The organism is Pseudomonas sp. TMW22080 (assembly GCF_022496745.1).
GTDB classification, from domain to species: domain Bacteria; phylum Pseudomonadota; class Gammaproteobacteria; order Pseudomonadales; family Pseudomonadaceae; genus Aquipseudomonas; species Aquipseudomonas bubulae.
Genome location: NZ_SCFF01000002.1, coordinates 121269 through 147548, shown reverse-complemented (window position 1 = coordinate 147548; position 26280 = coordinate 121269). Strand labels below are relative to the sequence as shown.

Below are 26280 nucleotides of genomic sequence, written 5' to 3'. Positions count from 1 at the left end.
ACTCTGCTCTCCCCGATTTACCCTGACGTTGATTTGTAGCTCCTTGATGAACGTCTTCCTTGGCCGCTGTTTTACAGCGGCCTTTTTTATGGTGCCCGCTCCCACGGGGTATGTGGCGGGTTTAAGAACTAGAACACCATCGCCAGCAACGGCGCGGCAAACAGGTTAAGGATGCCGGTCAGCACCATCACCAGCCCTGCTACCGAGCCTTCCTCACTGCCCACTTCGCGGGCACGGCTGACCCCTGCGCCATGAGCGCCGATACCAAACAGGGCGCCCCGGGCCAGACTGCTGCGCAGCGGCAGCCACTTGAGCAAAATACCGCCCAGCAACGCGCCAAACACACCGGTGAACATTACAAACACCGCCGTGAGCTCAGGTACGCCCCCCAGATCCTGTGCCAGCGGCATGGCAAACGGTGTGGTGATGGAGCGCGGCACCAGCGACATGGTCAATGAGGTGTCCAGCGCCAGCGCCCGGGCCAGCCAGAACGAACTGCCAATGGACGCCGCGCTGCCTGCCAGCATCCCCAGCAGCAACGCCACCCAGTGACGGGCCAGCAACTTGCGTTGCTGCCAGATCGGTACGGCAAAGGCCACCGTTACCGGCCCCAGAACCAGCATCAGCCAATGGGTATTGCTTGAGTATTCAGCATAGGCAGTGTGCAACGGCACGGCCACGGCTAGCAGCAAGGCCGGGACCAGGATCAGCGGAGACAGCAGGTATCGCCCGGTACGCCGGTACAGCCAGCGGCTGAAGGCGTAGGTCAACAGCGTGAACAGCAGCCAGAACATGGGCATCAGTTCAAACTTCATGACGCATCCTCCAGCGGCACACCGCTTCCACCGTGAACGCCGTCACCACCATCACCAGCAAGGTACTCACGCCAATGACCAACAGGATGCGCCAACCTTCATCACGCACGATTACACCGTAATCAAGCAGGCTCATGAGTGCAGGGATGAAAAACAACAGCATTTCGGCCATCAACACACCGGCCCCCAATTGCAGGGTCGCCGGTCTGACCCAGCCCAGGGCAAACGCCAGCAACAGCAGCGCCATGCCCACCACCCCGCCCGGGATCGGCAAGTGCCCCCAGGTTGCCAGCTGGCAGCCCAGAAAATACAGCGCCAACAAAACGGCCAGTTCACTGACCAACCGACCCAGGCGTTTTACATCGAAGCGTTTCATGTTGTTTCCATTTCAGACAGGTTTCCAGTTTAAAGAGCCTGCTAACATCCCGGAAACGAATTGTCAGACTTGTAGCCATTCCAAAATGGAATCACGCCAATGGAATTCAAACACCTGCGCACCTTTGTCGAAGTCGCCCGCCAGGGCGGTTTTACCCCCGCCTCCCACAGCTTGCATATCAGCCAGTCAGCGGTGAGCAAACAAGTGGCGCAGCTCGAGCACAGCCTCGGTACACCGCTGTTCGACCGCCTGGGTTCTCAGGTGCGGCTGACGGCAGCGGGCAATGTGGTGTTGCAGCGGGCCGAAGGCATGCTGCGCTTGCATCGGGAGTTGTTGAGCGAGCTGGACGACTTGAGCCAGATGACCCGGGGGGAACTGCGGGTGGGCCTGCCGCTGCTGGGCAGCAACACCCTGTTTGCCGGGCTGTTTGCCGAATACCGTCGACGCTACCCGAATATCCGGGTGCAGTTGCTCGAAGAAGGCAGCTTGAATATCGAACAGGCCGTTTTGAGCGGCGAACTGGAGCTGGGCGGCAGCCTGACCCCGAATAATCCCGCGTTTGCTTATCAGCCGTTTTGTGACGAGCCGCTGGATGTTCTGCTCCCGGCCGATCATCCACTGGCCGAGGGGCCCGGCGTAAGACTTGAGCAATTGGCTGATACGCCCTTTTTGCTCTACCAGCGCAGCTTTGTGCTCAACGATCGGGTGCTCAAAGCCTGCCAGCAGTCAGGCTTTACCCCCAACGAAGGCGGGCGCAGTGGCCAGGCGGATTTTCTGGTGGCATTGGTGGCTGCAGGCCAGGGCGTAGTGTTGCTGCCCAGTGTGGTCGCCCGCGGGCTGGTGCGCCCCGGGGTGGTGCGGCTCAAACTGCTCGCACCGGATGACTTGCGCTGGGATATCGCGTTTATCTGGCGTGATGGCGCGTATCTGTCACGGGCAGCCCAGGCCTGGCTTGAGCTGCTGCGTGAACGCCCGGTTACGGCTTCAGTGTTTTGATCAGTTCTGCAATCCACGGCTCGGAGTCTTCCTCCGGAGTCACCGTGACGCTGGAGTCCAAACGCAGCATCGGCAGCACTTCACGCACGCCAAGCTCGGCAAACAGTTCGCGCATTTGCTCACCACCGCCACAAAACGTGTCACCGTAACTTTCATCACCCAGGGCAATCACTGCCCCAGGCAGCCCGCGCCAGGCGCCTGGCAACTGGTCACGGATGGCGCTGTACAGTGGCACGAGATTGTCCGGTAGCTCGCCCATGCCCGTGGTCGAGGTCACCGCCAGCAGCGCTTCGGGAGCAAACGCCTGGAGATCGGCCAAAGTGGCGCGGGTATTGAGCAAAACCTCAAAACCGGCATCGGTCAGCAGTTGTTTCGCATTGCGGGCGACTTCTTCAGCGGTGCCGTACACCGAGCCGGAAAGGATGGCGACTTTCATCAATCTGATCCTGTAGCTGACTAAAAGCCTGGGATATTAACAGGTCTGGCAGCGATGCCTTACCATGCGCCCATCTGTATGCCTCTCTGGAGAACCACTCAATGATCAACGCCCGTTTATTACAACGCATGGTGGACGCGTCCCAGGACGGCATTGTCGTTGCCGAACAAGAAGGTGAAGACAACATCCTGATTTATGCAAACAACGCCTTTGAAACCCTCACCGGCTACAGCCGCGACGACATCCTCTATCAGGACTGCCGCTTCTTGCAGGCCGGCGACCGTGACCAGCAGGGCCTGCAATTGATCCGCGAGGCGATTGCCAGCGGTCAGCCCACCCGCCAGATCCTGCGCAACTATCGCAAGGACGGCACGCACTTCTGGAATGAACTGTCGATCACGCCGGTGTTTAACGAAAACGACAAGCTGACATACTTTATTGGCGTGCAAAAAGACGTCACCTTGCAGGTAAAGGCCCAGCAGCGGGTCGCCCAGCTCGAAGCCCGACTGGCCTCGGTTCAGGCTGAACTGCAGGCGCTCAAGGCGACGAGCGGATTAAACAAAACGTAGAAATTACGGTCTGATAGTCGCTGTGACGATTTTTCAGACACCTTTTCGAGCTTTATCCATGTCGCACGATGCCCTTTTGACTCAGGACGAACTGGATTTCATCCAAACGATGCACCAAAACCCGCTGTTGAATAAACGGGATGCGTCGTCGAGCCTGATGGTCAACGGGATGTCGCAAATCCGCGATTTGCTGACACGCCTTGCCGCCCATGAACAGGTCACCATCCAGGCACAAATTGCCAATCAGCAAATGAGTTTTCCGCTGCGCCTGGTTGAAGACGAATTCCATGCCCAGCATCTGCAACTCGGCGCCCCGAGCATCTTCGAAGACGGGCCAAAGGCGCGCCCCTGGCGCCTGTCACTGGCCGAGCCGGTGCCGCTGGAAAATATCCGCGGCAAGGCAGGTCATCTGTGGGTAACCGAACTGTCATTCAAAGGCGTGCTGATTGAAATGCGTCACGACAGCCAGCCGCCACGCCAGTTTGCACAGTGGTTCAGCCCCGATGGATATGAGCGGATCAACCTGCGCGGCACCCTGGAGCGCAAAACGGAAACGGGCCTTTATGCCTACCGCCTAAGCCAGAGCGACAAGGGCGAAACCGAGCATCTGCGCCAGTACATCCTGCAACAACACCGCCTGGCGCACCCGGGCCTGCACGTCTGATCAACCCCCCGGCGTTGCCTTGAGTTCAGCATCCAGACGTTGATTGATCAGGCGTGACACACTCCCCAGGCAAGCGATGGATGAGTTCGCCAAAGCCTCCTGAACCACATCCGAGGCCTCACCTGCCAACGACACCGAGCAATTCAGGGTCTGTGCCAGGCGTGTCAGCCTGCGCTGGTGGACCGTGTTCAATGCATGGTTGGCAAACAGCACAACGGCCCGGGGCTCCAGCTTCTGGCAAACCAGTGACAACTCTTCCAATGGCTGACCTATGGCCACAACCCTGACCACGCGGTCATTACGGGTCAGCAGCAAGCCCGCCACCAGCAACTCCAGCTCGCGGCACAACTCAGGCATCGCCACCACCAGCACGCACGGGCGGGCAACAGCGGCCTGCAATTGAAGGCGATGCTGTACCCGACCGCGCAAGAAGCCGTCCAGCAGCAGCCATTCACTGGTACGGCCAAAAGTATCCCGGGTCCCAAGCAGTTGCTGCCACAGCGGCAGGAAAATCCCCTGAAACACAACGTCAATCGGGTAGCTGGAGAAAATCTGCCCGTAAAGACGCTCCAATTCGGGTTCGTTAAAGTCCGTGAGGGCGCTGCCAATACGGGTTTGCCAGTCGCGGTACTCACTGCTGGCGGGTGCCGGGACATCGACGGAACTGTTGCTTGCTAGCAATTGCGCGACTTTGCTGACAGAAACCCCACGCTCAAGCCAGCCCATGACCTGACGAATCGTTCCAATATCGCTCACGGAATACAGACGATGCCCACTTTCGGTGCGTTTTGGTTCGATCAACCCATAGCGGCGCTCCCAGGCACGCAGGGTTACCGGGTTGATTCCCGTCAGCCTGGCCACTTCCCGGATCGGATACAGACCCTGGCAATCATCAGCCTGGGCAATGGGCTCGAGTTCAGTAATCACAGGCATCGGCAGGGCAACAATCAGAAAGGGTGACTGGATTCTACCCGTCAATCCAGACCCTGTGGGAGCGGGCTTGCTCGCGGTGCAGGCCACGCGGTCTGTCAGGTGAGCGCGGTGATGCCCGCTCCCACAAACGGCGCTGTGTGTATTCAGGAACAATCCTTGCTTGTTTTTACGGACATGGCCCACCACCCCGGCGCCGTGTTTTGTGATTGCCCTACCCGGGCAGCATCAGCCTCATGGAGATACACAATGTCTACCTCCCCTGTCACATTGATGGTTGCGCGCCGTGTCGCCAAAGGCCGCTACCAGGAACTGATCGCCTGGCTGCACGAAGGCGAACAGCTGGCCACGGACTTTGCCGGCTACCTGGGCTCGGGCGTTCTGGCGCCGCCACCGGGCGACGACGAATTTCAAATCATCTTCCGCTTTGCCGACGAATCCACCTTGCATGCCTGGGAGCACTCCGTCTCGCGCAAGGCCTGGTTGCTGCGTGGCAGCGACCTGTTCGCCAACCCTTCCGAGCACCGGGTCAGCGGCATCGACGGCTGGTTCGGCAATACCGGGCAAAGACCGCCCCGCTGGAAGCAGGCAGTCGCCATCTGGCTGGCGTTCTTCCCGGTCTCACTCCTGTTCAACTTTGTATGCGCCCCCTTGCTCGGCGAGTTAGCCCTGTTGCCACGGGTACTGGTCAGTACCCTGGCCCTGACGCCGCTGATGGTTTACCTGTTTATTCCACTCTCTACCCACTTGCTGGCAGGTTGGCTGCACAGCACCCCAGGCAAACCCCTGCGCAGCGCTATCGCGACACCGCGCCACTAATCTCGGGCTTGGCCGTCAGGTCGCGGACACTGGTATAGTTTTGCCAATGCGCCGCGACTGTTTCCGGCTTTTGTGCACCGAGTACGTCATGCCCACTTCTACCGCACCGATTCTGATCACTGGCGCAGGCCAGCGCGTTGGCCTGCATTGTGCGCAGCAGCTGCTGGCCGACGGCTATCCGGTGATTTTCACCTATCGCAGTGAAAAACCCGGCGTGCAAATTCTCCGCGACCTGGGTGCCATTGCGCTGTTTGCCGACTTTTCGACCGAAGCCGGCATTCTCGATTTTATCGAACGGCTGAAAATACACACCGACAGCTTGCGGGCGATTGTCCACAACGCCTCGGCCTGGCTGGAAGAAACCCCACAGACAGAAACCAGCGCCTTTTTGCACATGTTCAGCGTGCATATGCTCGCGCCATATCTGATCAACCTGCATTGCAGCGAGCTGCTCAAACGCTCGAACCCTGCAGATATTGTGCATATCAGCGATGATGTAACACGCAAGGGCAGCAGCAAGCATATGGCCTATTGCGCAACCAAAGCCGGGCTCGACAGCCTGACCCTGTCATTCGCGGCTAAACTGGCGCCACAGATCAAAGTCAACGGTATCGCCCCGGCCTTGCTGATGTTCAACCCCGACGACGATGCGGCGTACCGCACCCAAGCGCTGGCCAAATCCGTGCTGGGCATCGAGCCCGGCGCCGAGGTGATTTACCGCAGCCTGCGCTATCTGCTGGACAACCCGTATGTGACCGGCACCACCCTGACCGTCAACGGCGGCCGGCATTTAAAATAATGCCGCCCCGCGAGGAAGTACTTAGATGAGCGCATCACTGCCTGAGCATTACCGCGAGATTCTTATTGGTTTAGGCGAAGACCCTGAGCGCGAAGGCCTGCTCGACACCCCCAAACGCGCCGCCAAAGCCATGCAATACCTGTGTCATGGCTACGAGCAGAGCGTGGAGAAAATCGTCAACGGCGCCCTCTTCGCCTCTGACAGTGACGAAATGGTGATCGTGGCCAATATCGAGCTGTACTCATTGTGCGAGCATCACCTGCTGCCCTTTATCGGCAAGGCCCATGTGGCCTATATACCGACGGGCAAGGTACTGGGGCTGTCGAAAATCGCCCGCATTGTCGACATGTTTGCCCGGCGCCTGCAGATCCAGGAAAACCTCACCCGGGAAATCGCGGACGCCATCGAAAGCGTCACCCAGGCTGCCGGTGTGGCCGTGGTGATCGAAGCCCAGCATATGTGCATGATGATGCGCGGCGTAGAAAAACAGAATTCGACCATGAACACCTCGGTCATGCTCGGCGCCTTCCGCGAACCGAGCACCCGCATGGAGTTCTTGCAACTGATTGGACGGAGCAAGTCGTAATGCCACAACTTCAGCCAGGAATGGCCCGTATTCGCGTCAAGGACTTGTGCCTGCGTACCTATATCGGCATCAATGAGGAAGAAATCCTCAACAAGCAGGATGTGTTGATCAACCTCACCATCCTCTACGCGGCGCAGGAGGCGGTGCGCGATAACGATATCGACCACGCGCTCAATTACCGCACCATCACCAAGGCCGTGATCCAGCACGTCGAAGAGAACCGCTTCGCCCTGCTTGAGCGCCTGACCCAGGAGTTGCTGGATCTGGTGATGGCCAACGACGCGGTACTGTATGCCGAAGTCGAAGTCGACAAACCGCACGCGCTGCGCTTTGCCGAATCGGTGTCGATTACACTGGCGGCGAGCCGTCAGACTGCAACCTCATAACCCCGGTGAACCCCATGACACCTCAAGAACAGCTTGAACTGGAGGCAGCCGCCTTTCGCCGCCTTGTCGCGCACCTGGACAGCCGCAAGGACGTGCAAAACATAGACCTGATGAACCTCTCGGGTTTTTGCCGCAATTGCCTGTCCAAGTGGTACAAGGCCGCAGCAGACGAGCGCCAGATCGCCATCAGCCTCGATGACGCACGCGAAGTGGTCTACGGCATGCCGTATGCCGAGTGGAAAGCCCAGTACCAGAAAGAAGCCAGCGCCGAACAGACGGCGGCGTTCACCCAAGGAAAAAAGCATGACTGATTTGAACACCCTGCGCGCCAGCCTCAACAGCGGCGAGCACGTTTTTGCCGATACCCTGGCGTTTATTGGCGCGCACTACGATTACCAGCCTCAGAGCTTCATCAACGGCGGTGTGGAAAACGCTGCAGGGCAAAATGAAGGTTCGTGCAAGACCCTGGGCCTGGCCCTGCTGGAAGGTTTGAGCGACCAGGAAACCCTGCTGGCTTTCGGCGAACACTACCGCTCGGTACTGGCCACGCCTGAAGGCACAGACCACAGCAACATTCGCGCACTGATTGCCCACGGCCTGGCCGGTGTTAAATTCGACGCACAGCCGCTTACGCGCAAGGCGTAATACTGCAACTCATCGTGGGAGCGGGCTTGCTCGCGATGCAGGCGCCGATTTTTTTCAGTTACACCGCTGCGATCCCATCGCGAGCAAGCCCGCTCCCACAGGGCAGACACAAAAAAACCGGCCAAAGCCGGTTTTTTTGTTGAGGCAGGCTATCAGAACTGGGCGTTCTGCAGGCCGTCCAGGTAGCGCTCGGTGTCCAGCGCTGCCATGCAACCGGCGCCAGCCGAGGTAATGGCCTGACGATAAACGTGGTCCGCCACGTCGCCCGCAGCAAACACGCCTTCAACGCTGGTCGCAGTAGCGTTGCCTTCACGGCCGCCCTGCACAACCATGTAGCCGTCTTTAAGCTCAAGCTGGCCTTCGAACAACGAAGTGTTCGGTGTGTGGCCGATGGCGATAAATACGCCATCGACTTTCAGCTCGTCAAAGCTGCCGTCGTTGTTCTTCAGGCGCGCACCGGTCACACCCATGTTGTCGCCCAGCACTTCGTCCAGGGTCGCATTCAGCTTGAGTTCGATCTTGCCTTCAGCAACACGGGCGTGCAGCTTGTCGATCAGGATCTTCTCGGCGCGGAAGGTTTCGCGACGGTGAACCAGGGTTACTTTGCTGGCGATATTGGCCAGGTACAGGGCCTCTTCAACCGCGGTGTTACCACCACCCACTACGGCAACAGGTTTGTTGCGGTAGAAGAAACCGTCACAGGTCGCACAGGCAGAAACGCCTTTGCCCATGAATGCTTCTTCCGACGGCAAGCCCAGATAACGGGCGCTGGCGCCGGTAGCGATGATCAGTGCGTCGCAGGTGAATGTACCGCTGTCACCCTTGAGGGTGAACGGACGATTTTTCAGGTCCACTTCATTGATGTGGTCGAAAATGATTTCCGTCTCGAAACGCTCCGCATGCTCACGCATGCGTTCCATCAAGGCCGGGCCGGTCAGGCCGTGAACATCACCGGGCCAGTTGTCGACTTCGGTGGTGGTGGTCAGTTGACCGCCAGCCTGCATGCCCGTGATCAGCAGTGGTTTGAGGTTGGCGCGGGCCGCATAGACAGCGGCGCTGTAACCGGCAGGGCCGGAACCCAGAATAATCACACGCGAATGACGTACTTCAGACATGACTCACTCCTATGACCGCCCGCATTGAAACCGGGTCGGAACGCCGCTTTACCGGCTGGAATAAAAAGAAATCGTAAACCTGCCCAGGCTATGCCTGCAACGCGCAGATCCTGAAAAATATGGGTGAAGCATATAGAGGCCGCAGAGAGTAAGGAAATACGCATTAACAATCCAGCTCATAGCAGGTCTCTATGTAGTCGAAGTCGATTTTAGACGGCTTTGTTACAGTTATTGTCGATACTGCGACAAGGCTTTCGTCCTGCGGACAAAGCCGCTAAGGTCGCCCGGTTTTCCACTGTTCGGAGCACGCTATGCCCGCCCCTGTTCTCTCTGGCCCGCAGTACCTGCGTGAAGGCCTTAAGTTGATCCTCAGCCCTGGCTTGCGCCTGTTCGTGCTGCTGCCGTTACTGATCAATCTGGTGCTGTTCGTCGGATTGATTTATTTCGCCGGGCATCAGTTCAGCCTCTGGGTCGATACCTTGATGCCGACCCTGCCCAACTGGCTCGGTTTCCTCAACTACGTGTTGTGGCCACTGTTCGTGGTGCTGGTGGCGTTGATGGTGTTTTTCACCTTCACCATGCTGGCCAACATCATCGCCGCGCCATTTAACGGTTTTCTCTCGGAGAAGGTCGAAGCCGTGGTGCGCGGGGTCGATAATTCGCCACCTTTCAGCTGGGGCGAACTGGCCGCCATGGTGCCGCGCACCCTGGCCCGTGAAATGCGCAAGCTGGGCTACTTTCTGCCGCGGGCCATTGCCCTGCTGATCCTCTCGTTTATTCCGGTGCTCAACCTGATCGCGGCACCGCTGTGGCTGCTGTTCGGGATCTGGATGATGGCCATCCAGTACATCGACTACCCGGCCGACAACCACAAGCTGGGCTGGAACGAGATGCTCGCCTGGCTGCGCGAAAAACGCTGGCAGAGCATGAGTTTTGGCGGCATCGTCTATCTGGTGCTGCTGATCCCGGTGGTCAATATCCTGATGATGCCCGCAGCCGTTGCCGGTGCAACCCTGTTCTGGGTGCGCGAGCGTGGCGATGAAGCGCTGGCAGCCGCCAACCGCAGCCGCTGACTTCATCATTCCATCATCACCGTGACACATTGACGTCATGACCCCAACGCACACTGGGGTCATGACCACAGCCCTTCATATCGCACTTGTTACCGAAACCTTCGCCCCTGAAATCAATGGCGTGGCCAATACCCTTGGCCACCTGTGCGATGGCTTGCGCGCCCGCAACCACCGCGTGCAACTGATACGCCCACGCCAGAGCGCCGATGGCAATCAGCGCAGCAGCGACGACCTGATGCTCTGCCGCGGTTGGCCGCTGCCCGGTTATCCCGGCCTGCAATGGGGCCTGACCTCCACCCATCGCCTGACCAGGCGCTGGTGCCAGCACCCCCCTGACGTGGTTTATATCGCCACAGAGGGGCCCCTTGGGCTGTGCGCACTCAGGGTTGCCCGACGCCTCGGCATTACCGCGGTCACCGGCTTTCATACCAATTTTCAGCAGTACTTGCGCCAGCATGGCCTGACCCTGTTTACCCGGGCGCTGACTCACTACCTGCGCGGGTTTCACAACCGCTCGGCAATGACCCTGGTGCCCAGTGCCAGCCAACGCGTAGAACTTGAGCGCAGGCATTTTGAACGCCTGGAGCTGCTGCCCCGTGGCGTCGATAGCCAGCTGTTCAGCCCGGCAAAACGTCAGAATGCCTTGCGCCAGAGTTGGGGGCTCAGAGAAAACGATATTGCCCTGTTGTATGTAGGACGCTTGGCACCGGAAAAAAATCTGGACGCACTCAAGCGCTGTTTCGATGAACTACAAGCCCGTTATCCCGCACGCCGCTTCAAATTGATCGTGGTGGGCAACGGCTCAAAACGTGCCTCACTGGAAGCCTCGTTGCCTGAGGCCATTTTTTGCGGGCAGCAGTCTGGCGAAGCGCTAGCGTGCCATTACGCATCCGGTGACGTGTTTTTGTTTCCCAGCCTGAGCGAAACCTTCGGCAACGTGGTGCTCGAAGCCCAGGCTTCAGGCCTGGGAGTGGTGGCCTATGACGAGGCTGCTGCCGGCTTGCATATTCGTCATGGCTACAACGGCGTACTGGCCATGCCGGGGGATGAATACGCCTGGATCGAAGCCGCCTGCTGGCTGCTTGATGACCCGGAAACCTTGCGCACCCTGCGCCTCAATGCCCGCTGCCATGCCAGTCGGCAAAGCTGGACGGGGATTGTCGAGCAGTTCGAAAACCAGTTGCAGCAGGCTCGCCAGGGCCGCGAATACGCAGCCCCGGTGCCGGTTCCGATGACCGTAAAAAAGCCTTAGGCCAGGGACTTCTCAATGGCCTGAATGACCGTGGCATCGTCTGGGGCGGTACGCGGTGAGAAACGCGCCAATACCCGGCCATCCTTGCCAACCAGAAACTTCTCGAAGTTCCAGGTAATTTCCCCTTCAAATTCGGCGCCCTCGCCTGCCAGCAACCGATAAAGCTGATGGCGGTCAGGCCCGTTGACCTCAAGCTTGCTGCTCAGAGGGAAAGTGACGCCGTAGTTGAGGCTGCAAAACGCCTGGATATCCTGCTCGCTCCCCGGTTCCTGCCCGGCGAACTGATTGCATGGCACGCCTAGAACGCTGAAGCCCTTGCCCTTGAATTGCTGGTAGAGGTTTTCCAGGGCTGCGTACTGAGGGGTCAAACCGCACTTGGAGGCGACATTCACTACCAGCACCACTTTGCCTTTAAAAGTCTCCAGCGGCAGCGGCTTGCCATCCAGCGCGTCCAGGGTAAGTTCGTGAAATGCACTCATGACGGACTCCAAAAATTCCCGTATCCACATTCAAACAATCGTTCAGCCTGCCGATTGCCCTCATAATCCAGGATGCAAAAAGGCGCCCGTAGGCGCCTTTCCTGGCTAGCTCTCATGTGAGCGTAGCAGCACTTGTCAGTGCTGATGACCGCCTTCACCGTGTACGTGGCCGTGAGCGATTTCTTCTTCGCTCGCGTCACGGATAGCCACAACCTTGACCTTGAAGTTCAGACGCTGACCAGCCAGTGGGTGGTTACCGTCTACAGTCACGTCGTCGCCGTCCAGGTCACGGATGGTCACGATCTGCATTTGGCCGTCCGGCGCCGAAGCGTGGAACTGCATGCCAACTTCCAGTTGGTCAACGCCTTCGAACATGCTGCTGCTCAAGGTGCTGACCAGTTCGGCGGAGTACTCGCCGTACGCGTCTTCCGGCTCAACGGTAACGTCCAGCTCGTCACCGACGGCCTTGCCAACCAGAGCCTTTTCCAGACCCGGGATGATGTTGCCAGCGCCTTGCAGGTAAACCAGCGGCGCGCCGCCGGCGGAGCTGTCGATGACCTCACCAGCGTCGTTGGTCAGGGTATAGTCGATGGAGACAGCCTTGTTAGCGGCGATCGTCATGGGGCGAGACCTTTTGCAAAAAATAATGAGTTCGCAAGTTTAACCAAGCAATCGCCCGAAAGCGAACACAACCAAGACCAACGGATAATTTTGAAAACTTCAACGATCATTGGCTGGCGTCAGGATGAGGAGCAGCACTGGGTTACCGTGCTCTCCTGTGGCCACACACAGCACCAGCGCCATCAACCGCCCTGGCAATCCCGGCCGTGGGTGCTTGATCCCGGGCAACGCCAGGCCAAAATAGGCCAGCCCTTTGCCTGTGGCTGGTGTGCTCAAGAGGCGGATAGCGCTAATCTTGGCAATTGATTCAGGCACAAGCCCCGTTTAAAGGGTGTTGCCCTTGCACTGCCACGTCAGGAAGCTCGCATGCAAACTTTCTTTATCGCGCCCACCGATTTTGGTGTGGGTCTGACATCCATTAGCCTGGGCCTGGTTCGCACTCTTGAGCGCGCCGGGCTTAAAGTCGGGTTTTTCAAGCCCATTGCCCAGCCGCACCCGGGGGATTTGGGGCCGGAGCGCTCCACTGAACTGGTGGCCCGCACCCACGGCCTCAAGCCGCCTACCCCACTGGGCCTGGCCCATGTCGAGCGCATGCTGGGTGACGGCCAGCTCGATGAGTTGCTCGAAGAAATCATCAACCTCTATCAACAAGCGGCCATCGGCAAGGACGTGCTGATTGTCGAAGGCATGGTGCCCACCCGCACGGCCAGCTACGCGGCACGGGTCAACCTGCACCTGGCCAAGAGCCTGGATGCTGAAGTGATCCTGGTCTCGGCCCCGGAAAACGAAGTGCTGACCGAGCTGTCGGGTCGGGTGGAGTTGCAGGCCCAGCTGTTTGGCGGGCCAAAAGACCCGAAAGTGCTGGGCGTGATCCTCAACAAGGTGCGCACCGACGAAAGCATGGACGCTTTTGCGGCACGCCTCAAAGAGCATTCGCCGCTGCTGCGCAGTGGTGATTTCAAGTTACTGGGCTGCATTCCCTTTCAGCCCGAGCTGAATGCTCCACGCACCCGCGATGTGGCCGAATTGCTGGGAGCCCAGGTGCTCAATGCCGGGGACTATGAAACCCGTCGCATGTCGAAAATCATCCTCTGCGCACGCACGGTGCTCAACACCCTGCAACTGCTCAAACCGGGCGTGCTGGTGGTTACCCCGGGAGATCGCGACGACATTATCCTGGCCGTGAGCCTCGCTGCCATGAACGGCGTCCCGCTGGCCGGCCTGCTGCTGACCAGCGACACCCAGCCCGACCCACGCCTGATGGAACTCTGCCGTGGCGCCCTGCAGGCCGGGCTGCCGGTGCTGTCGGTGAGTACCGGCTCGTACGACACCGCCAACCGTCTCAACGGCCTGAACAAGGAAATTCCCATCGATGACCGCGAGCGCGCGGAAATCATCACTGATTTCGTCGCCAGCCACCTCGATGCCCACTGGCTGCACCAGCGCTGCGGTACACCCCGCGAAATGCGCCTCACCCCTGCAGTTTTTCGCTATCAGTTGATCCAGCGTGCCCAGCAGGCCAACAAGCGCATTGTCCTGCCCGAAGGCAGCGAACCCCTGACCGTACAGGCTGCGGCCATTTGCCAGGCACGCGGTATCGCCCGTTGTGTATTGCTGGCCAAGCCCGAAGAAGTCCAGGCAGTGGCCAAGGCCCACGGTTTTGAACTGCCCGAAGGACTGGAGATTCTTGACCCGGACCTGATCCGCGGCCGGTACGTCGAACCGATGGTGGCCCTGCGCAAAACCAAAAGCCTCAACGCGCCGATGGCCGAGCAACAACTGGAAGACCCGGTGGTGATTGGTACCATGATGCTGGCGCTGGATGAGGTCGACGGCCTGGTTTCAGGGGTGATCCACTCCACCGCCAACACCATCCGCCCTGCCCTGCAACTGATCAAAACCGCGCCGGGCTGTACGCTGGTGTCATCCGTGTTCTTCATGTTGTTCCCCGAGCAGGTGCTGGTGTATGGCGACTGCGTCATGAACCCGCACCCGAGCGCCACTGAACTGGCTGAGATCGCCCTGCAAAGTGCCGACTCTGCCGCTGCCTTCGGCATCACGCCACGGGTGGCCATGATCAGCTACTCCAGCGGCGAATCGGCCAGCGGTGAAGAAGTCGAAAAAGTCCGCGAAGCCACCCTTCTGGCGCACGAAGCGCAACATGCGCTGCTGATCGACGGCCCGTTGCAATACGACGCAGCAGCCAACGAAGTGGTGGCCAGGCAACTGGCGCCCAACAGCCAGGTGGCGGGCCGGGCCACGGTATTTGTGTTCCCCGACCTCAATACCGGCAACACCACGCACAAAGCCGTACAGCGCAGCGCCGACTGCGTCAGCCTGGGGCCGATGCTGCAGGGCCTGCGCAAACCGGTAAACGATCTGCCTCGCGGCGCACAAGTGGACGATATCGTCTACACCATCGCCCTTACGGCGATTCAAGCCGCCAACCGACCTATGGATGTGTAAATGCTGGACTTTCTGCCTGCGCCGATACGCGGCGTCATCGCTTCACTGCTGCTGGCGATCAACACCATCCTGTGTTGCACGCCGTTGTTTATCGTCGCGATTTTCAAGCTGTGCCTGCCGTTCCCGGCGGCGCAACGGCTGACCGACGAATTGATGCGCCGGATCCACGAAGCCTGGGTCGGCAACAACAACCGCTGGATGGACCTGATACGCAAGACCCGCTGGCATATCAAAGGCCTTGAAGGGCTGGACTATGAGCACTCGTATCTGGTGACCAGCAACCACCAGAGCTGGGTTGACATCATGGTGCTTCAATATGTGCTTAACAAACGCATCCGTCCGCTGAAGTTCTTCCTTAAACAGGAACTGATCTGGGTTCCGGTGATTGGCCTGGCGTGGTGGGCACTGGGCTTTCCGTTTATGAAACGCTATTCGAAGGCGTACCTGGCCAGGCACCCGGAAAAGAAAGGCGCTGACCTGGCAACTACGCGCAAGACCTGCGCCAAATTCAAGAACCAGTCGGTGGGCATCTTCAACTTCGTCGAAGGCACGCGCTTCACCGAAGCCAAGCATGCGCAACAGAACTCGCCGTTTCGCTACCTGCTCAAGCCCAAGGCCGGCGGTATCGCCTTCGTCCTGGACGCGATGGGCGAACAGCTGAAATCAATCGTCAACGTGACCATCCACTACCCGGGCGGGCGTCCGGGGTACTGGGACTTGTTGTGCGGCAATGTGAAGGACGTAGTCGTGGTGTTTGAAGAGCTGCAAATACCCGATGAATTCCTGGGCAAGAACTACGACCAGGACCCGGAGTACCGCCTGGCGTTCCAGGGCTGGATCAACCAGCTCTGGGAAGAGAAGGACCGCTTGCTGGAGCAGTTGCATCGGGACTATCCGGCACAGTGAAGAAGATCAAAAGCCCCTCACCCTAACCCTCTCCCAAAGGGAGAGGGGACTAAAGGCAAAAGCAGACCTGTACAACACCACAAATCAGCTCCCTCTCCCTCGGGAGAGGGCTGGGGAAAAATACAGCGCCCAACAAAAAGCCCGCCACCGATCACTCGGTGGCGGGCTTTTTAGTGCGGCTTAAATTGCGCCGCGTTGACGCAACAGGTCCAGCACCTGCTTGACGCTTTCTTCCAGTGACAGCGTTTGCGTGTCGACCACCAGGTCGGCATTCAACGGCACGTCATACGGGAAGGACTCACCCGGAATATTGTCGCCACCCGCCGCATACAAACCTTGCGGGTCTCGCTCGGCGCATACGGCCGGGGATGCCTGCACATACACGGTAAGCAGACGGTCGCTGCCGATCAGCGCCTTCGCCTGTTCACGGCCTTCGGCATCCGGTGCCACGAACGCGGCCAATGTCAGCAAGCCCGCTTCGTTAAACTGACGCGCCACGTGAGCGGCACGACGCCAGTTTTCCGTACGACCGGCACGATCCTGTGGCAGCCCCTTGTTCAGGTCATGGCGCAGGTTCTGACCATCGAGTACAAACACCGCACGACCCATGTCGAACAGCTTGCGCTCAACAGCATAGGCCAGAGTGCTCTTGCCGGCGCCGGACAGGCCGCTGAACAGCACTGTGGCGGGCTGCTGGCCAAAGCGCTGGGCACGCTCTTCAACCGCCACATGCGCCAGTTTGCCATGATGGGTCGCGCTGCCATGACTCAACGGCTGCGCGACGATCATCCCGGCACCGACAGTGCCATTGGTCAAACGGTCGATGATGATAAACGAACCGGTGGTGCGGTTGCTGGCGTAGCCGTCCAGGGCGATCGGTGCATCGAGGCTGATCTTGACCTTGCCGATCTCGTTCAGTTGCAAGGCGCTGGCCGGGCCCTCTTCCAGGGTGTTCACATCGACCTTGTTGATGATGCTGGCAATCGAACCCGGTACATAGCTGGTGGCGCGCTTGATGTCGTACTTCTTGCCCGGCAGCATCGGCTCTTCAGCCATCCACACCAGCATGGCTTCGAAGTTGTCAGTCACCAGCGGCACATTGTCGGCATGCACCAACAGGTCGCCACGGGAGATGTCGATCTCGTCTTCCATGGTCAGCGTAACTGCCTGGCCCGGGCCTGCGTGTTCCAGCTCACCTTCAAAGGTAACGATGGATTTGACCCGGCTGCTCTTGCCCGACGGCAATACGACGATTTCATCGCCCTTGTGCACGATGCCGCTGGCCAGGGTACCGGCAAAACCACGGAAGTTCAGGTTCGGACGGTTCACGTACTGCACCGGGAAGCGCAGGTCGGTGAGGTTGCGGTCGGCCGCCACTTCCACGGTTTCGAGGATTTCCATCAGCGACTGGCCGGTGTACCACGGCGAGCGCTCGGACTTGTTCACCACGTTGTCGCCTTTAAGGGCGGACATCGGCACAAAGTGCAGGCTGGTAGGCTTCATCTTCAAGCCTTCGGCGAACTTCAGGTAGTCGGCCTTGATCGACTCGAACACACCCTCGTCGAAACCCTTGAGGTCCATCTTGTTGATGGCCACGACGATATGCTTGATGCCCAGCAACGAAGCAATAAAGCTGTGGCGACGGGTCTGGGTCTGCACGCCGTAACGGGCATCCACCAGAATGATCGCCAGGTCACAGGTCGATGCACCGGTGGCCATGTTGCGGGTGTACTGCTCATGGCCAGGGGTGTCGGCAATGATGAATTTGCGCTTGGCGGTGGAGAAATAACGATAAGCCACGTCGATGGTAATACCCTGCTCGCGCTCAGCTTGCAGGCCGTCTACCAGCAGCGCCAGGTCGATATCGTCGCCTGTGGTACCGCTTTTTTTCGAGTCGCGGGTAATGGCTTCCAGATGGTCTTCGTAGATCATCTTGGAGTCGTGCAGCAAGCGCCCGATCAGGGTGCTCTTGCCGTCGTCGACGTTGCCACAGGTCAGGAAACGCAGCATTTCTTTGCGTTCGTGCTGGCCCAGGTAGGCGAGGATGTCCTCGCTGATCAAATCAGATACGTGCGACATGACAACCCCTTAGAAATAACCTTGACGTTTTTTATCTTCCATCGAGCCTGCGCCATCGTGATCGATGACTCGGCCCTGGCGCTCGGAAGTTCGCGTCAGGAGCATTTCCTGGATGATGTCGGTCAGGGTTTCAGCCTCGGACTCCACCGCGCCGGTCAGCGGGTAGCAGCCAAGCGTCCGGAAACGGACCTTTTTCTTGACGATACGCGCCTTGTCTTCATCAGACAGGTGCTCAAGGATGCGCTCGTCGTCGATCATGATCAGCGTGCCGTTCTTCTCGATCACTTCGCGTTCTGCGGCGAAGTACAGCGGCACAATCGGGATGCCTTCGAGGTAGATGTACTGCCAGATATCCAGCTCGGTCCAGTTCGACAACGGGAACACGCGAATCGATTCGCCTTTGTTGACGTTGCCGTTGTAGACGTTCCACAACTCGGGCCGCTGATTTTTCGGGTCCCAGCGGTGCTTGCTGTCACGGAAGGAATACACGCGCTCTTTGGCACGGGATTTTTCTTCATCGCGACGCGCACCACCAAAGGCGGCATCAAAACCGTATTTGTCCAGAGCCTGCTTCAGGCCCTCGGTCTTCATGATATCGGTATGCTTGGCGCTGCCGTGGGTGAAAGGGTTAATCCCTTGTGCCACGCCGTCCGGGTTGACGTGAGTGATCAGGTCCAGGCCCAGCTCGGCGACCATCTTGTCGCGAAAGCTGTACATCTCCTGGAATTTCCACTGGGTATCGACATGCATCACCGGAAACGGCAGCTTGCCAGGGAAAAACGCCTTGCGAGCAAGGTGCAGCATCACGGCGGAATCTTTACCGATCGAGTACAGCATCACCGGGTTATCGAACTCGGCGGCCACCTCGCGGATGATGTGGATGCTTTCCGCCTCCAGCTGTTTCAGGTGCGTCAGTTTGTCGACCATGGCTACTCACGAAAGCTATCTTATGAACGGCCTGCGGGCCGTGTTCGAGGGGCGAATGCTAGCACAGCACCCTCTTCTATAGATGGCACCAACTAGATCGAAACGGTCTAAGAATAGACCTCGGAGTTTGGGCGATTACTCCATGTGGGAGCGGGCTTGCTCGCGATGCAGGCAATGCGGTTATACAGCAAGAACGCGTTGATTCGATCGCGAGCAAGCCCGCTCCCACAGGGTTCAACTCCAATGCTCAGATCGGATTCGGGCAATCGATAAACAGGTGTTCCAGGGCGAAGCGCCGCGCCAGGTAATCCCCCAGGGCTTGCACGCCATAACGTTCGGTGGCGTGATGGCCTGCGGCAATAAAGCTGATGTCGTTTTCCCTGGCACTATGGAAAGTCTGCTCTGACGCTTCGCCACTCAGGTACAGATCAACCCCCGCCTGTACCGCCTGATCGATAAAGCCCTGCCCGCCACCGGTACACCAGCCCACGCGACGGATCATTTCGCTGCCTTCAATCAGCAACGGCTCACGGCCCAGCGCTTCTTGCACACGGCGGGCAAAATCGCGGGCCGTTACAGGCTCGGCCAAGGAACCCACCAGCCCCACCACTTTCGAATTGCCCGGTTCCAGCGGACCTTCGACGGTGATATCCAGCTGCCGGGCCAATTGCACGTTGTTGCCCACTTCTGGATGCAGATCCAGCGGCAAGTGGTAGGCCAGCAGGCTGATATCGTGCTTGAGCAGGGTTTTCAGGCGGCGCTGCTTCATACCGGTAACGCACGGGTCTTCGCCTTTCCAGAAGTAGCCGTGATGCACCAGCACCAGATCAGCCTGGGCCTCGACTGCGGCATCCAGCAATGCCTGGCTGGCGGTCACGCCACTGACTATACGCATCACCTGCGGGCGGCCTTCGACTTGCAAGCCATTGGGGCAGTAATCGCCGATGGCGGCACAGTTGAGGTAACGATTTGCCTCTTCTACCAGCGTGCTCAGGGAGACAGCCATAAAAGACTCCTAAATATAGCGTTCAGAGCCGGGCGGCCCTCGTATAATGGCGTCATTATGGGCCGTCAGAATGGCTCTGCAACCTTCAGGACTGAGTTCAATGTTTAAGGCTTTGCGTTTCTTTGGCTGGCCGTTGCTGGCTGGCGTGCTTATCGCTTTGCTGATTATTCAGCGTTACCCGCAATGGGTTGGGCTGCCGAGCCTGGACGTTAATCTGCAACAAGCCCCGCAAACCAGTTACATGCAGCAGGGTCCCGTGACCTACGCCGATGCAGTGGTGCGCGCCGCGCCTGCCGTGGCCAACTTGTACACCACCAAGGTGGTGAACAAAAACGCCCGCCCATTGTTTGAAGACCCGCAGTTCCGTCACTTTTTCGGCAACAACGAGCCTAAACAGCGTCGTATGGAGTCCAGCCTGGGTTCGGCAGTGCTGATGAGCCCCGAGGGCTATTTACTGACCAATAACCATGTAGTCGCAGGTGCCGACCAGATTGTGGTGGCACTCAAGGACGGCCGCGAAACACATGCACGGGTTATTGGTAGCGACCCGGAAACGGACCTGGCAGTACTGAAGATCGACCTGAAAAACCTGCCTGCAATTACCATCGGCCGCTCGGACACCCTGCGCATCGGTGATATCGCCCTGGCGATCGGCAACCCGTTTGGCGTTGGCCAGACCACCACCATGGGCATTATCAGTGCCACCGGGCGCAACCAGTTGGGCCTGAACAACTACGAAGACTTTATCCAGACGGATGCCGCGATCAACCCGGGTAACTCGGGCGGCGCGCTGGTGGATGCCAACGGTAACCTGACCGGCATCAACACCGCGATTTTCTCCAAGTCCGGCGGCTCACAGGGCATCGGTTTTGCGATCCCGATCAATCTGGCCATGGAAGTCATGAAGTCGATCATCGAGCACGGCCAGGTGATTCGCGGCTGGCTGGGCATTGAAGTGCAGCCGTTGACCCAGGAGCTGGCCGAGTCGTTTGGCCTCAGTGGTCGTCCGGGAATTGTTGTGGCAGGGATTTTCCGTGATGGCCCGGCGCAAAAAGCCGGTTTGCAACTGGGAGACGTGATTCTGAGCATTGATGGCGAACCCGCCAGCGATGGCCGTCGTTCGATGAATCAGGTGGCGCGGATCAAACCTTCGGACAAAATCACCATACAGGTCATGCGCAACGGCAAAGAGCTCAAGCTCACCGCCGCAGTGGGCCTGCGACCGCCGCAAGAGCAGCCGCCGCAGAACGACTGAAAACCCTCACCCCAGCCCTCTCCTAAAGGGAGAGGGGGCCGATTTGTGGTGCTGCGCGAATACTGCTCTTGCTTTAGTCCCCTCTCCCTCCGGGAGAGGGCAGCGGTTACAAGTCTGACAACCCTTCAATCAACGCCGCATTCTGCTCCGGCGTGCCGATGCTGATGCGCAGGAACTGGGCAATGCGCAGTTGCTTGAAGTGACGCACGATCACCCCCTGATCACGCAACTTGGCCGCCAACGCCGCCGCATCGTGTTCCGGGTGACGGGCGAAGATAAAGTTCGCGGCCGATGGCAGCACTTCAAAGCCCAGCGCCTGCAACTGCGCGACCACTTGCTCGCGACTGTCGATCACCCACTGGCAGGTCTGTTGGAAATATTCGCGGTCGGCAAACGCTGCCGCTGCGCCAACAATGGCGATACGATCAAGCGGATAGGAGTTGAAGCTGTTCTTGATTCGCTCCAGCGCTTCGATCAGATCCGGATGGCCCACCGCCAGGCCGACACGCAAACCGGCCAGGGAGCGCGACTTGGACAGGGTCTGGGTGACCAGCAGGTTCGGATAACGGTCCACCAGGCTGATGGCCGTTTCGCCGCCAAAGTCGATATACGCTTCATCCACCACGACCACCGAATCAGGGTTGGCCTTGAGGATCTGTTCGATGGCCTCCAGCGCCAGCAGGCAACCGGTCGGTGCATTGGGGTTGGGGAAGATGATCCCGCCATTGGCCCGGGTGTAGTCCGCAGGCTGGATCTGGAACTGCTCATCCAGTGCTATGGCGTCAAACTCGATGCCATACAGCCCGCAGTAAACCGGATAAAAACTGTAACTTATATCCGGAAACAGCAGCGGTTTGTCGTGCTGGAACAGGCCATTGAAAACATGGGCCAGCACTTCGTCCGAGCCGTTGCCCAAAAACACCTGATTGGTCTGCACACCGTAATACTCGGCCACCGCCTGCTTAAGCAGGTCGCTGTTCGGGTCGGGGTATAAACGCAGGTTGTCATTGATTTCGGCCTGCATCGCTGCCAGCGCTTTAGGCGAAGGCCCATAGGGGTTTTCGTTGGTGTTGAGCTTGACCAGTTTGGTCAGCTTCGGTTGTTCACCCGGCACATAAGGCACCAGGGCTTTAACGAATGGGCTCCAGAACTTGCTCATACTTGTTACCCCTGTTTGTCGGCGAGGATGCGGTATTCAGCACTGCGGGCGTGACCGGTCAGCGATTCGCCGCGAGCGAGAATCGAAGCGGTTTTGCCCAGGTCGGAAGCACCCTGCTCGGAGCAGAAGATAATCGAGGAGCGCTTCTGGAAATCATAAACGCCAAGCGGTGACGAAAAACGCGCCGTACCGGAAGTCGGCAGTACGTGATTAGGCCCTGCGCAGTAGTCGCCCAGCGCCTCTGAGGTGTGACGACCCATAAAGATTGCACCGGCGTGGCGGATCTGCGGCAACCAGGCTTGCGGGTCTGCCACCGATAGCTCCAGGTGTTCCGGAGCAATGCGGTTGGCCACGTCGATAGCCTGCTGCATGTCGTTCACCAGAATCAGCGCACCACGACCATTGATCGAGGTTTCGATGATTTCGGCCCGCTCCATGGTCGGCAGCAGTTTGGCGATGCTAGCCGCCACCTTGTCGAGGAACTCGGCATCAGGGCTAACCAGAATCGCTTGCGCGTCTTCATCGTGCTCGGCCTGGGAGAACAGATCCATGGCAATCCAGTCCGGGTCGGTCTGGCCGTCGCACACGACGAGGATCTCCGAAGGGCCGGCAATCATGTCGATGCCTACCTGGCCAAATACATGGCGCTTGGCGGTCGCGACGTAGATATTGCCCGGGCCTACCACCTTGTCGACTTTGGGTACGCTTTCGGTGCCATAAGCCAATGCCGCAACCGCTTGTGCGCCACCAATGGTGAACACCCGGTCAACGCCCGCAATGCAGGCGGCAGCCAGCACCAGTTCATTGATTTCGCCACGCGGGGTCGGCACGACCATCACCACTTCGGTCACGCCGGCAACCTTGGCCGGAATCGCGTTCATCAGCACCGACGAAGGGTACGACGCCTTGCCACCCGGTACGTACAGACCGGCGCGATCCAGCGGCGTGACTTTCTGGCCCAGCACCGTGCCATCGGCTTCGGTGTAGCTCCAGGAGTCCTGTTTCTGTTTCTCGTGGTAGCTGCGCACGCGCTGTGCGGCCGTTTCCAGTGCTTCACGTTGTGGCGCAGTGATGCGGGTCAGGGCCAGTTCCAGGCGCTCGCGCGGCAGGATCAGGTCAGCCATCGAGGCCACTTCAAGCCCGTCAAAGCGCTGGGTGAACTCAACCAGGGCAGCGTCGCCCCGCTCACGCACAGCCTTGATGATGTCGAGCACACGCTGGTTGACCGAGTCGTCAGACACACTTTCCCAGCTCAGCAGATGATCCAGATGCTGCGCGAAGTCCGGGTCAGCAGCGTTGAGTCGGCGAATTGCAGTGGGAGCGGTCATAGCGAGGGCCTCGGTAATGGGCGAATGCTTGGAATAAGGGTTTTGCGCAGCTCAGGCACCACAAGACTACCAAGCCATCCGCGTGGGTACCTGAGATTTCTGGCTATTACGCGGATAGATGGGCGCGACCTGAAGCCGCGCAGGTGAGTCAGCCGCGGTGTCGAGATTCCACTGCTTTGCGCAGGGTATCGATCAGGGCTTGAATACGGGCGTGCTGCATTTTCATCGAAGCCTTGTTAACCACCAGGCGGGAGCTGATGGCGGCAATGAATTCCTGGGGTTCCAGGCCATTGGCACGCAAGGTGTTGCCGGTATCGACCACGTCAATGATCTTGTCGGCCAGACCAATCAGGGGGGCCAGCTCCATCGAGCCATACAGCTTGATGATGTCGACCTGACGGCCCTGTTCGGCGTAGTAACGCTTGGCGACATTGACGAACTTGGTCGCAACGCGCAGGCGGCCCTTGGGTTCAGCGACACCAATGGCACCGGCGGTCATCAGCTTGCACTGGGCAATCTGCAGGTCCAGCGGCTCGTACAGGCCCTGGCCACCATACTCCATCAGCACGTCTTTACCGGCCACACCGAGGTCGGCGGCACCATGCTCAACGTAAGTCGGCACGTCGGTGGCACGGACGATCAGCAGGCGGACGTCAGGCTGTGAGGTCGGGATGATCAGCTTGCGGCTTTTGTCCGGATTCTCGGTCGGCACAATGCCTGCTTCGGCCAGAAGCGGCAGGGTGTCGTCAAGGATACGGCCCTTGGACAGTGCAATGGTCAACATGGGAAACGTAAGTCCTTATCAGGGTACTTTTGCCCGTGCGCAATCGGCGCCGGACAAGCATCGAGCCTGATATCAGGCTCGACTTGAACGATTCGAGGCCAGGTAAGGTAACGCTTGCAGGCCGTTACGTCACCTGGCAGCTGGACACTATCCCTGTGCCCATGATGCCAAACAGCAAAAACTAGCCCGGAACGCGGCGGATTTTGGCGCCCAGCATTTGCAGTTTTTCTTCGATGCACTCGTAACCACGGTCTATGTGGTAGATGCGATCGATCAGGGTATCGCCTTCCGCCACCAGCGCCGAAATCACCAGGCTGGCAGAAGCACGCAGGTCGGTGGCCATTACTGGCGCGCCCTTGAGGGTTTCAGTGCCGGTCACGATGGCAGTGTTGCCTTCAACCTGGATCTTGGCGCCCATGCGGTGCAGTTCATACACGTGCATGAAGCGGTTTTCGAAGATCGTCTCGATCACTGCACCCGTGCCTTCGGCAATGGCGTTGAGCGAGATGAACTGCGCCTGCATGTCGGTCGGAAACGCCGGGTACGGAGCAGTACGCACGTTCACCGCTTTAGGGCGTTTGCCGTGCATGTTCAGCTCGATCCAGTCTTCACCGGTGGTGACCTCGGCGCCTGCTTCCTTGAGCTTCTCAAGGACGGCTTCAAGGATGGTCGGATCAGTGTCCTTGACCTTCACGCGGCCACCGGTGACGGCAGCGGCTACCAGGTAAGTACCGGTTTCAATACGGTCCGGCATGACGCGGTAAGTCGCCGAATGCAGCTCTTTGACGCCATCAATGGTGATGGTGTCAGTACCAGCACCGCTTACCTTGGCGCCCATGGCGTTCAGGAAGTTGGCCAGGTCGACGACTTCAGGCTCGCGTGCAGAGTTCTGCAATACGCTGCGGCCGTTGGCCAGTGCTGCGGCCATCATGATGTTCTCGGTACCGGTCACGCTGACGGTATCAAAGAAGAAGCTGGCACCGCGCAAGCCGCCTTCAGGCGCCTTGGCCTTGATGTAGCCACCTTCAACGTCGATCACTGCGCCCATGGCTTCAAGGCCGCGGATGTGCAGGTCAACCGGACGCGAGCCAATGGCGCAGCCGCCCGGCAAGGCAACTTCAGCGTAACCGAAACGTGCAACCATCGGCCCCAGTACCAGGATCGATGCGCGCATGGTTTTCACCAGCTCATACGGCGCGACCAGGGTTTTGATGGTGTTCGGGTTGATTTCGACACTGAGCTTTTCATCGATCACCGGCTCAATGCCCATGCGACCGAACAGCTCGATCATGGTGGTGATGTCATGCAAATGCGGCAGGTTGGCTACAGTGACCGGGCCATTGCACAGCAGGGTCGCTGCCAGGATCGGCAGGGCAGAGTTCTTCGCCCCGGAAATGCGGATCTCGCCATCAAGGCGGGCACCGCCGGTAATAATCAATTTATCCATAACAATCTCGACGCCAATGGGCTCAGGGGGCTCAGGTGCGCTCGGCCCAGGCCGCGCTGCTGAAGAATTTCATAGTGACCGCATGGATGCTGCCATCAGCGATCCACGGGTTCAAATGGGCATAGATGCTTTGTTGACGTTTGACCGGGCTCAGGGCCACCAGTTCGTCACTGATCACGTTCAACTGAAAGTTGCAGCCTTCGCCCTCAACTTCTACCTGGGTTCCTGGCAGCTTTCCTTCAAGAAAGCTCTTCACTTCTACGGCCTGCATGCTCAACCTCAATCGGCGCCTAACGCGCACGGGTCGGCCATCATACAAAAAAGCCCCGCGCCTGCGAACCCCGCATAACAGGACTCTGACA

General features: G+C 59.0%; 29 protein-coding genes and 1 pseudogene. 15 read left to right on the top strand and 15 right to left on the bottom strand.

Annotation, left to right across the window (positions count from 1 at the left end; all coding sequences use genetic code 11):
- Nucleotides 1-128: 128 nt before the first annotated feature.
- Both EQV96_RS07065 and EQV96_RS07060 read right to left on the bottom strand, forming a co-directional pair.
- Complete coding sequence (locus EQV96_RS07065; RefSeq protein WP_095001175.1) at nucleotides 129-815, bottom strand: LrgB family protein; 687 nt, start codon at nucleotides 813-815, stop codon at nucleotides 129-131.
- Nucleotides 805-1191: a CidA/LrgA family protein gene (locus EQV96_RS07060; RefSeq protein ID WP_095001174.1), complete on the bottom strand. Its 387-nt coding sequence runs from the start codon at nucleotides 1189-1191 to the stop codon at nucleotides 805-807. The genes EQV96_RS07065 and EQV96_RS07060 overlap by 11 nt, the downstream gene beginning before the upstream one ends.
- Before the next feature lie 99 nt (nucleotides 1192-1290).
- Between EQV96_RS07060 and EQV96_RS07055 the strand changes: the two genes are divergently transcribed.
- The gene (locus EQV96_RS07055; protein ID WP_095001173.1) at nucleotides 1291-2187 is read left to right on the top strand and encodes a LysR family transcriptional regulator; all 897 of its coding nucleotides are present in this window, start codon (nucleotides 1291-1293) and stop codon (nucleotides 2185-2187) included.
- Here the strand turns inward: EQV96_RS07055 and EQV96_RS07050 are convergent.
- Nucleotides 2168-2623, bottom strand: a complete 456-nt coding sequence (locus EQV96_RS07050) for a flavodoxin (RefSeq protein WP_095001172.1) — start codon at nucleotides 2621-2623, stop codon at nucleotides 2168-2170. The two genes, EQV96_RS07055 and EQV96_RS07050, sit on opposite strands and share 20 nt — an antisense overlap.
- Before the next feature lie 101 nt (nucleotides 2624-2724).
- Here EQV96_RS07050 and EQV96_RS07045 point away from each other — a divergent pair, with 101 nt between their 5' ends.
- Both EQV96_RS07045 and EQV96_RS07040 read left to right on the top strand, forming a co-directional pair.
- Nucleotides 2725-3192 carry a PAS domain-containing protein gene (locus EQV96_RS07045; protein WP_095001171.1) on the top strand — a complete coding sequence of 156 codons (468 nt, stop codon included), beginning with the start codon at nucleotides 2725-2727 and terminating at the stop codon, nucleotides 3190-3192.
- A gap of 58 nt (nucleotides 3193-3250) precedes the next feature.
- Complete coding sequence (locus EQV96_RS07040) at nucleotides 3251-3856, top strand: hypothetical protein (protein ID WP_095018230.1); 606 nt, start codon at nucleotides 3251-3253, stop codon at nucleotides 3854-3856.
- On the opposite strand, the gene EQV96_RS07035 is transcribed toward EQV96_RS07040, so the two are convergent.
- Nucleotides 3857-4789 (bottom strand): MerR family transcriptional regulator, encoded by a 933-nt coding sequence (locus EQV96_RS07035; protein ID WP_095018231.1) that lies wholly within the window; start codon nucleotides 4787-4789, stop codon nucleotides 3857-3859.
- 246 nt (nucleotides 4790-5035) lie between these two features.
- Here EQV96_RS07035 and EQV96_RS07030 point away from each other — a divergent pair, with 246 nt between their 5' ends.
- The 6 genes from EQV96_RS07030 (at nucleotide 5036) to EQV96_RS07005 (ending at nucleotide 8021) form a co-directional block, all read left to right on the top strand.
- A complete protein-coding gene (locus tag EQV96_RS07030; protein ID WP_095001168.1) occupies nucleotides 5036-5605 on the top strand; it encodes an antibiotic biosynthesis monooxygenase in 570 nt (189 codons plus the stop codon).
- Nucleotides 5606-5693: 88 nt separating this feature from the next.
- Nucleotides 5694-6404, top strand: coding sequence for a dihydromonapterin reductase (gene folM, locus EQV96_RS07025; RefSeq protein ID WP_095001167.1), 711 nt, complete (start codon nucleotides 5694-5696; stop codon nucleotides 6402-6404).
- Nucleotides 6405-6429: 25 nt separating this feature from the next.
- On the top strand, nucleotides 6430-6990 hold the full coding sequence (folE, locus tag EQV96_RS07020) for a GTP cyclohydrolase I FolE (RefSeq protein ID WP_095001166.1): 561 nt from the start codon (nucleotides 6430-6432) through the stop codon (nucleotides 6988-6990).
- Nucleotides 6990-7376 carry a dihydroneopterin triphosphate 2'-epimerase gene (gene folX / locus EQV96_RS07015; protein WP_095001165.1) on the top strand — a complete coding sequence of 129 codons (387 nt, stop codon included), beginning with the start codon at nucleotides 6990-6992 and terminating at the stop codon, nucleotides 7374-7376. Before folE ends, folX begins: the two co-directional genes overlap by 1 nt.
- A 14-nt stretch (nucleotides 7377-7390) precedes the next feature.
- Nucleotides 7391-7687: a DUF1244 domain-containing protein gene (locus EQV96_RS07010; protein WP_095018232.1), complete on the top strand. Its 297-nt coding sequence runs from the start codon at nucleotides 7391-7393 to the stop codon at nucleotides 7685-7687.
- Entirely contained in the window at nucleotides 7680-8021 is a 342-nt protein-coding gene (locus EQV96_RS07005; RefSeq protein ID WP_095001163.1) for a HopJ type III effector protein, read from the top strand. Before EQV96_RS07010 ends, EQV96_RS07005 begins: the two co-directional genes overlap by 8 nt.
- A 152-nt stretch (nucleotides 8022-8173) precedes the next feature.
- Here EQV96_RS07005 and trxB read toward each other — a convergent pair whose 3' ends face one another.
- Nucleotides 8174-9136, bottom strand: coding sequence for a thioredoxin-disulfide reductase (gene trxB, locus EQV96_RS07000; RefSeq protein ID WP_016781820.1), 963 nt, complete (start codon nucleotides 9134-9136; stop codon nucleotides 8174-8176).
- A gap of 311 nt (nucleotides 9137-9447) precedes the next feature.
- Between trxB and cysZ the strand changes: the two genes are divergently transcribed.
- Complete coding sequence (cysZ, locus tag EQV96_RS06995; RefSeq protein WP_095001162.1) at nucleotides 9448-10209, top strand: sulfate transporter CysZ; 762 nt, start codon at nucleotides 9448-9450, stop codon at nucleotides 10207-10209.
- A 61-nt stretch (nucleotides 10210-10270) separates the two neighbouring features.
- The gene (locus tag EQV96_RS06990; RefSeq protein ID WP_232527634.1) at nucleotides 10271-11461 is read left to right on the top strand and encodes a glycosyltransferase family 1 protein; all 1191 of its coding nucleotides are present in this window, start codon (nucleotides 10271-10273) and stop codon (nucleotides 11459-11461) included.
- Here EQV96_RS06990 and EQV96_RS06985 read toward each other — a convergent pair.
- Together EQV96_RS06985 and EQV96_RS06980 are read right to left on the bottom strand one after the other, a co-directional pair.
- Nucleotides 11458-11940: a glutathione peroxidase gene (locus tag EQV96_RS06985; RefSeq protein ID WP_095001160.1), complete on the bottom strand. Its 483-nt coding sequence runs from the start codon at nucleotides 11938-11940 to the stop codon at nucleotides 11458-11460. The genes EQV96_RS06990 and EQV96_RS06985 overlap by 4 nt on opposite strands.
- A gap of 135 nt (nucleotides 11941-12075) precedes the next feature.
- Nucleotides 12076-12561 carry a peptidylprolyl isomerase gene (locus EQV96_RS06980; protein ID WP_095001159.1) on the bottom strand — a complete coding sequence of 162 codons (486 nt, stop codon included), beginning with the start codon at nucleotides 12559-12561 and terminating at the stop codon, nucleotides 12076-12078.
- Between EQV96_RS06980 and EQV96_RS06975 the strand changes: the two are divergent.
- The 3 genes and pseudogenes from EQV96_RS06975 to EQV96_RS06965 all read left to right on the top strand — a co-directional run bounded on the left by EQV96_RS06975 (nucleotide 12560) and on the right by EQV96_RS06965 (nucleotide 15933).
- Nucleotides 12560-12867: pseudogene (locus EQV96_RS06975) on the top strand (DUF3565 domain-containing protein). The gene EQV96_RS06980 and the pseudogene EQV96_RS06975 sit on opposite strands and share 2 nt — an antisense overlap.
- A gap of 60 nt (nucleotides 12868-12927) precedes the next feature.
- Nucleotides 12928-15027, top strand: coding sequence for a phosphate acetyltransferase (pta, locus tag EQV96_RS06970; RefSeq protein ID WP_133144311.1), 2100 nt, complete (start codon nucleotides 12928-12930; stop codon nucleotides 15025-15027).
- On the top strand, nucleotides 15028-15933 hold the full coding sequence (locus EQV96_RS06965; RefSeq protein WP_095018235.1) for an acyltransferase: 906 nt from the start codon (nucleotides 15028-15030) through the stop codon (nucleotides 15931-15933). It begins immediately after the preceding gene.
- A 180-nt stretch (nucleotides 15934-16113) separates the two neighbouring features.
- On the opposite strand, the gene cysN is transcribed toward EQV96_RS06965, so the two are convergent.
- From cysN to EQV96_RS06950, 3 genes are all read right to left on the bottom strand, one after another.
- Nucleotides 16114-18012, bottom strand: a complete 1899-nt coding sequence (gene cysN / locus EQV96_RS06960) for a sulfate adenylyltransferase subunit CysN (RefSeq protein ID WP_095024926.1) — start codon at nucleotides 18010-18012, stop codon at nucleotides 16114-16116.
- A 9-nt stretch (nucleotides 18013-18021) separates the two neighbouring features.
- Nucleotides 18022-18939 (bottom strand): sulfate adenylyltransferase subunit CysD, encoded by a 918-nt coding sequence (cysD, locus tag EQV96_RS06955; RefSeq protein WP_095001155.1) that lies wholly within the window; start codon nucleotides 18937-18939, stop codon nucleotides 18022-18024.
- 247 nt (nucleotides 18940-19186) lie between these two features.
- The gene (locus EQV96_RS06950) at nucleotides 19187-19945 is read right to left on the bottom strand and encodes a Nif3-like dinuclear metal center hexameric protein (RefSeq protein ID WP_095001154.1); all 759 of its coding nucleotides are present in this window, start codon (nucleotides 19943-19945) and stop codon (nucleotides 19187-19189) included.
- A 100-nt stretch (nucleotides 19946-20045) separates the two neighbouring features.
- On the opposite strand from EQV96_RS06950, the gene algW reads away from it, so the two are divergent.
- On the top strand, nucleotides 20046-21200 hold the full coding sequence (algW, locus tag EQV96_RS06945) for a Do family serine endopeptidase AlgW (protein WP_095001153.1): 1155 nt from the start codon (nucleotides 20046-20048) through the stop codon (nucleotides 21198-21200).
- 106 nt (nucleotides 21201-21306) lie between these two features.
- Here algW and hisC read toward each other — a convergent pair whose 3' ends face one another.
- The 5 genes from hisC to EQV96_RS06920 all read right to left on the bottom strand — a co-directional run bounded on the left by hisC (nucleotide 21307) and on the right by EQV96_RS06920 (nucleotide 26189).
- Complete coding sequence (hisC, locus tag EQV96_RS06940; RefSeq protein WP_095001152.1) at nucleotides 21307-22359, bottom strand: histidinol-phosphate transaminase; 1053 nt, start codon at nucleotides 22357-22359, stop codon at nucleotides 21307-21309.
- 5 nt (nucleotides 22360-22364) lie between these two features.
- Nucleotides 22365-23687 carry a histidinol dehydrogenase gene (gene hisD, locus EQV96_RS06935; protein ID WP_095001151.1) on the bottom strand — a complete coding sequence of 441 codons (1323 nt, stop codon included), beginning with the start codon at nucleotides 23685-23687 and terminating at the stop codon, nucleotides 22365-22367.
- Between the two features lie 148 nt (nucleotides 23688-23835).
- The gene (gene hisG, locus EQV96_RS06930; protein ID WP_016781809.1) at nucleotides 23836-24471 is read right to left on the bottom strand and encodes an ATP phosphoribosyltransferase; all 636 of its coding nucleotides are present in this window, start codon (nucleotides 24469-24471) and stop codon (nucleotides 23836-23838) included.
- Between the two features lie 181 nt (nucleotides 24472-24652).
- Complete coding sequence (gene murA / locus EQV96_RS06925) at nucleotides 24653-25918, bottom strand: UDP-N-acetylglucosamine 1-carboxyvinyltransferase (RefSeq protein WP_095001150.1); 1266 nt, start codon at nucleotides 25916-25918, stop codon at nucleotides 24653-24655.
- A gap of 31 nt (nucleotides 25919-25949) precedes the next feature.
- On the bottom strand, nucleotides 25950-26189 hold the full coding sequence (locus EQV96_RS06920; RefSeq protein WP_003439919.1) for a BolA family protein: 240 nt from the start codon (nucleotides 26187-26189) through the stop codon (nucleotides 25950-25952).
- Between the last annotated feature and the right edge of the window lie 91 nt (nucleotides 26190-26280).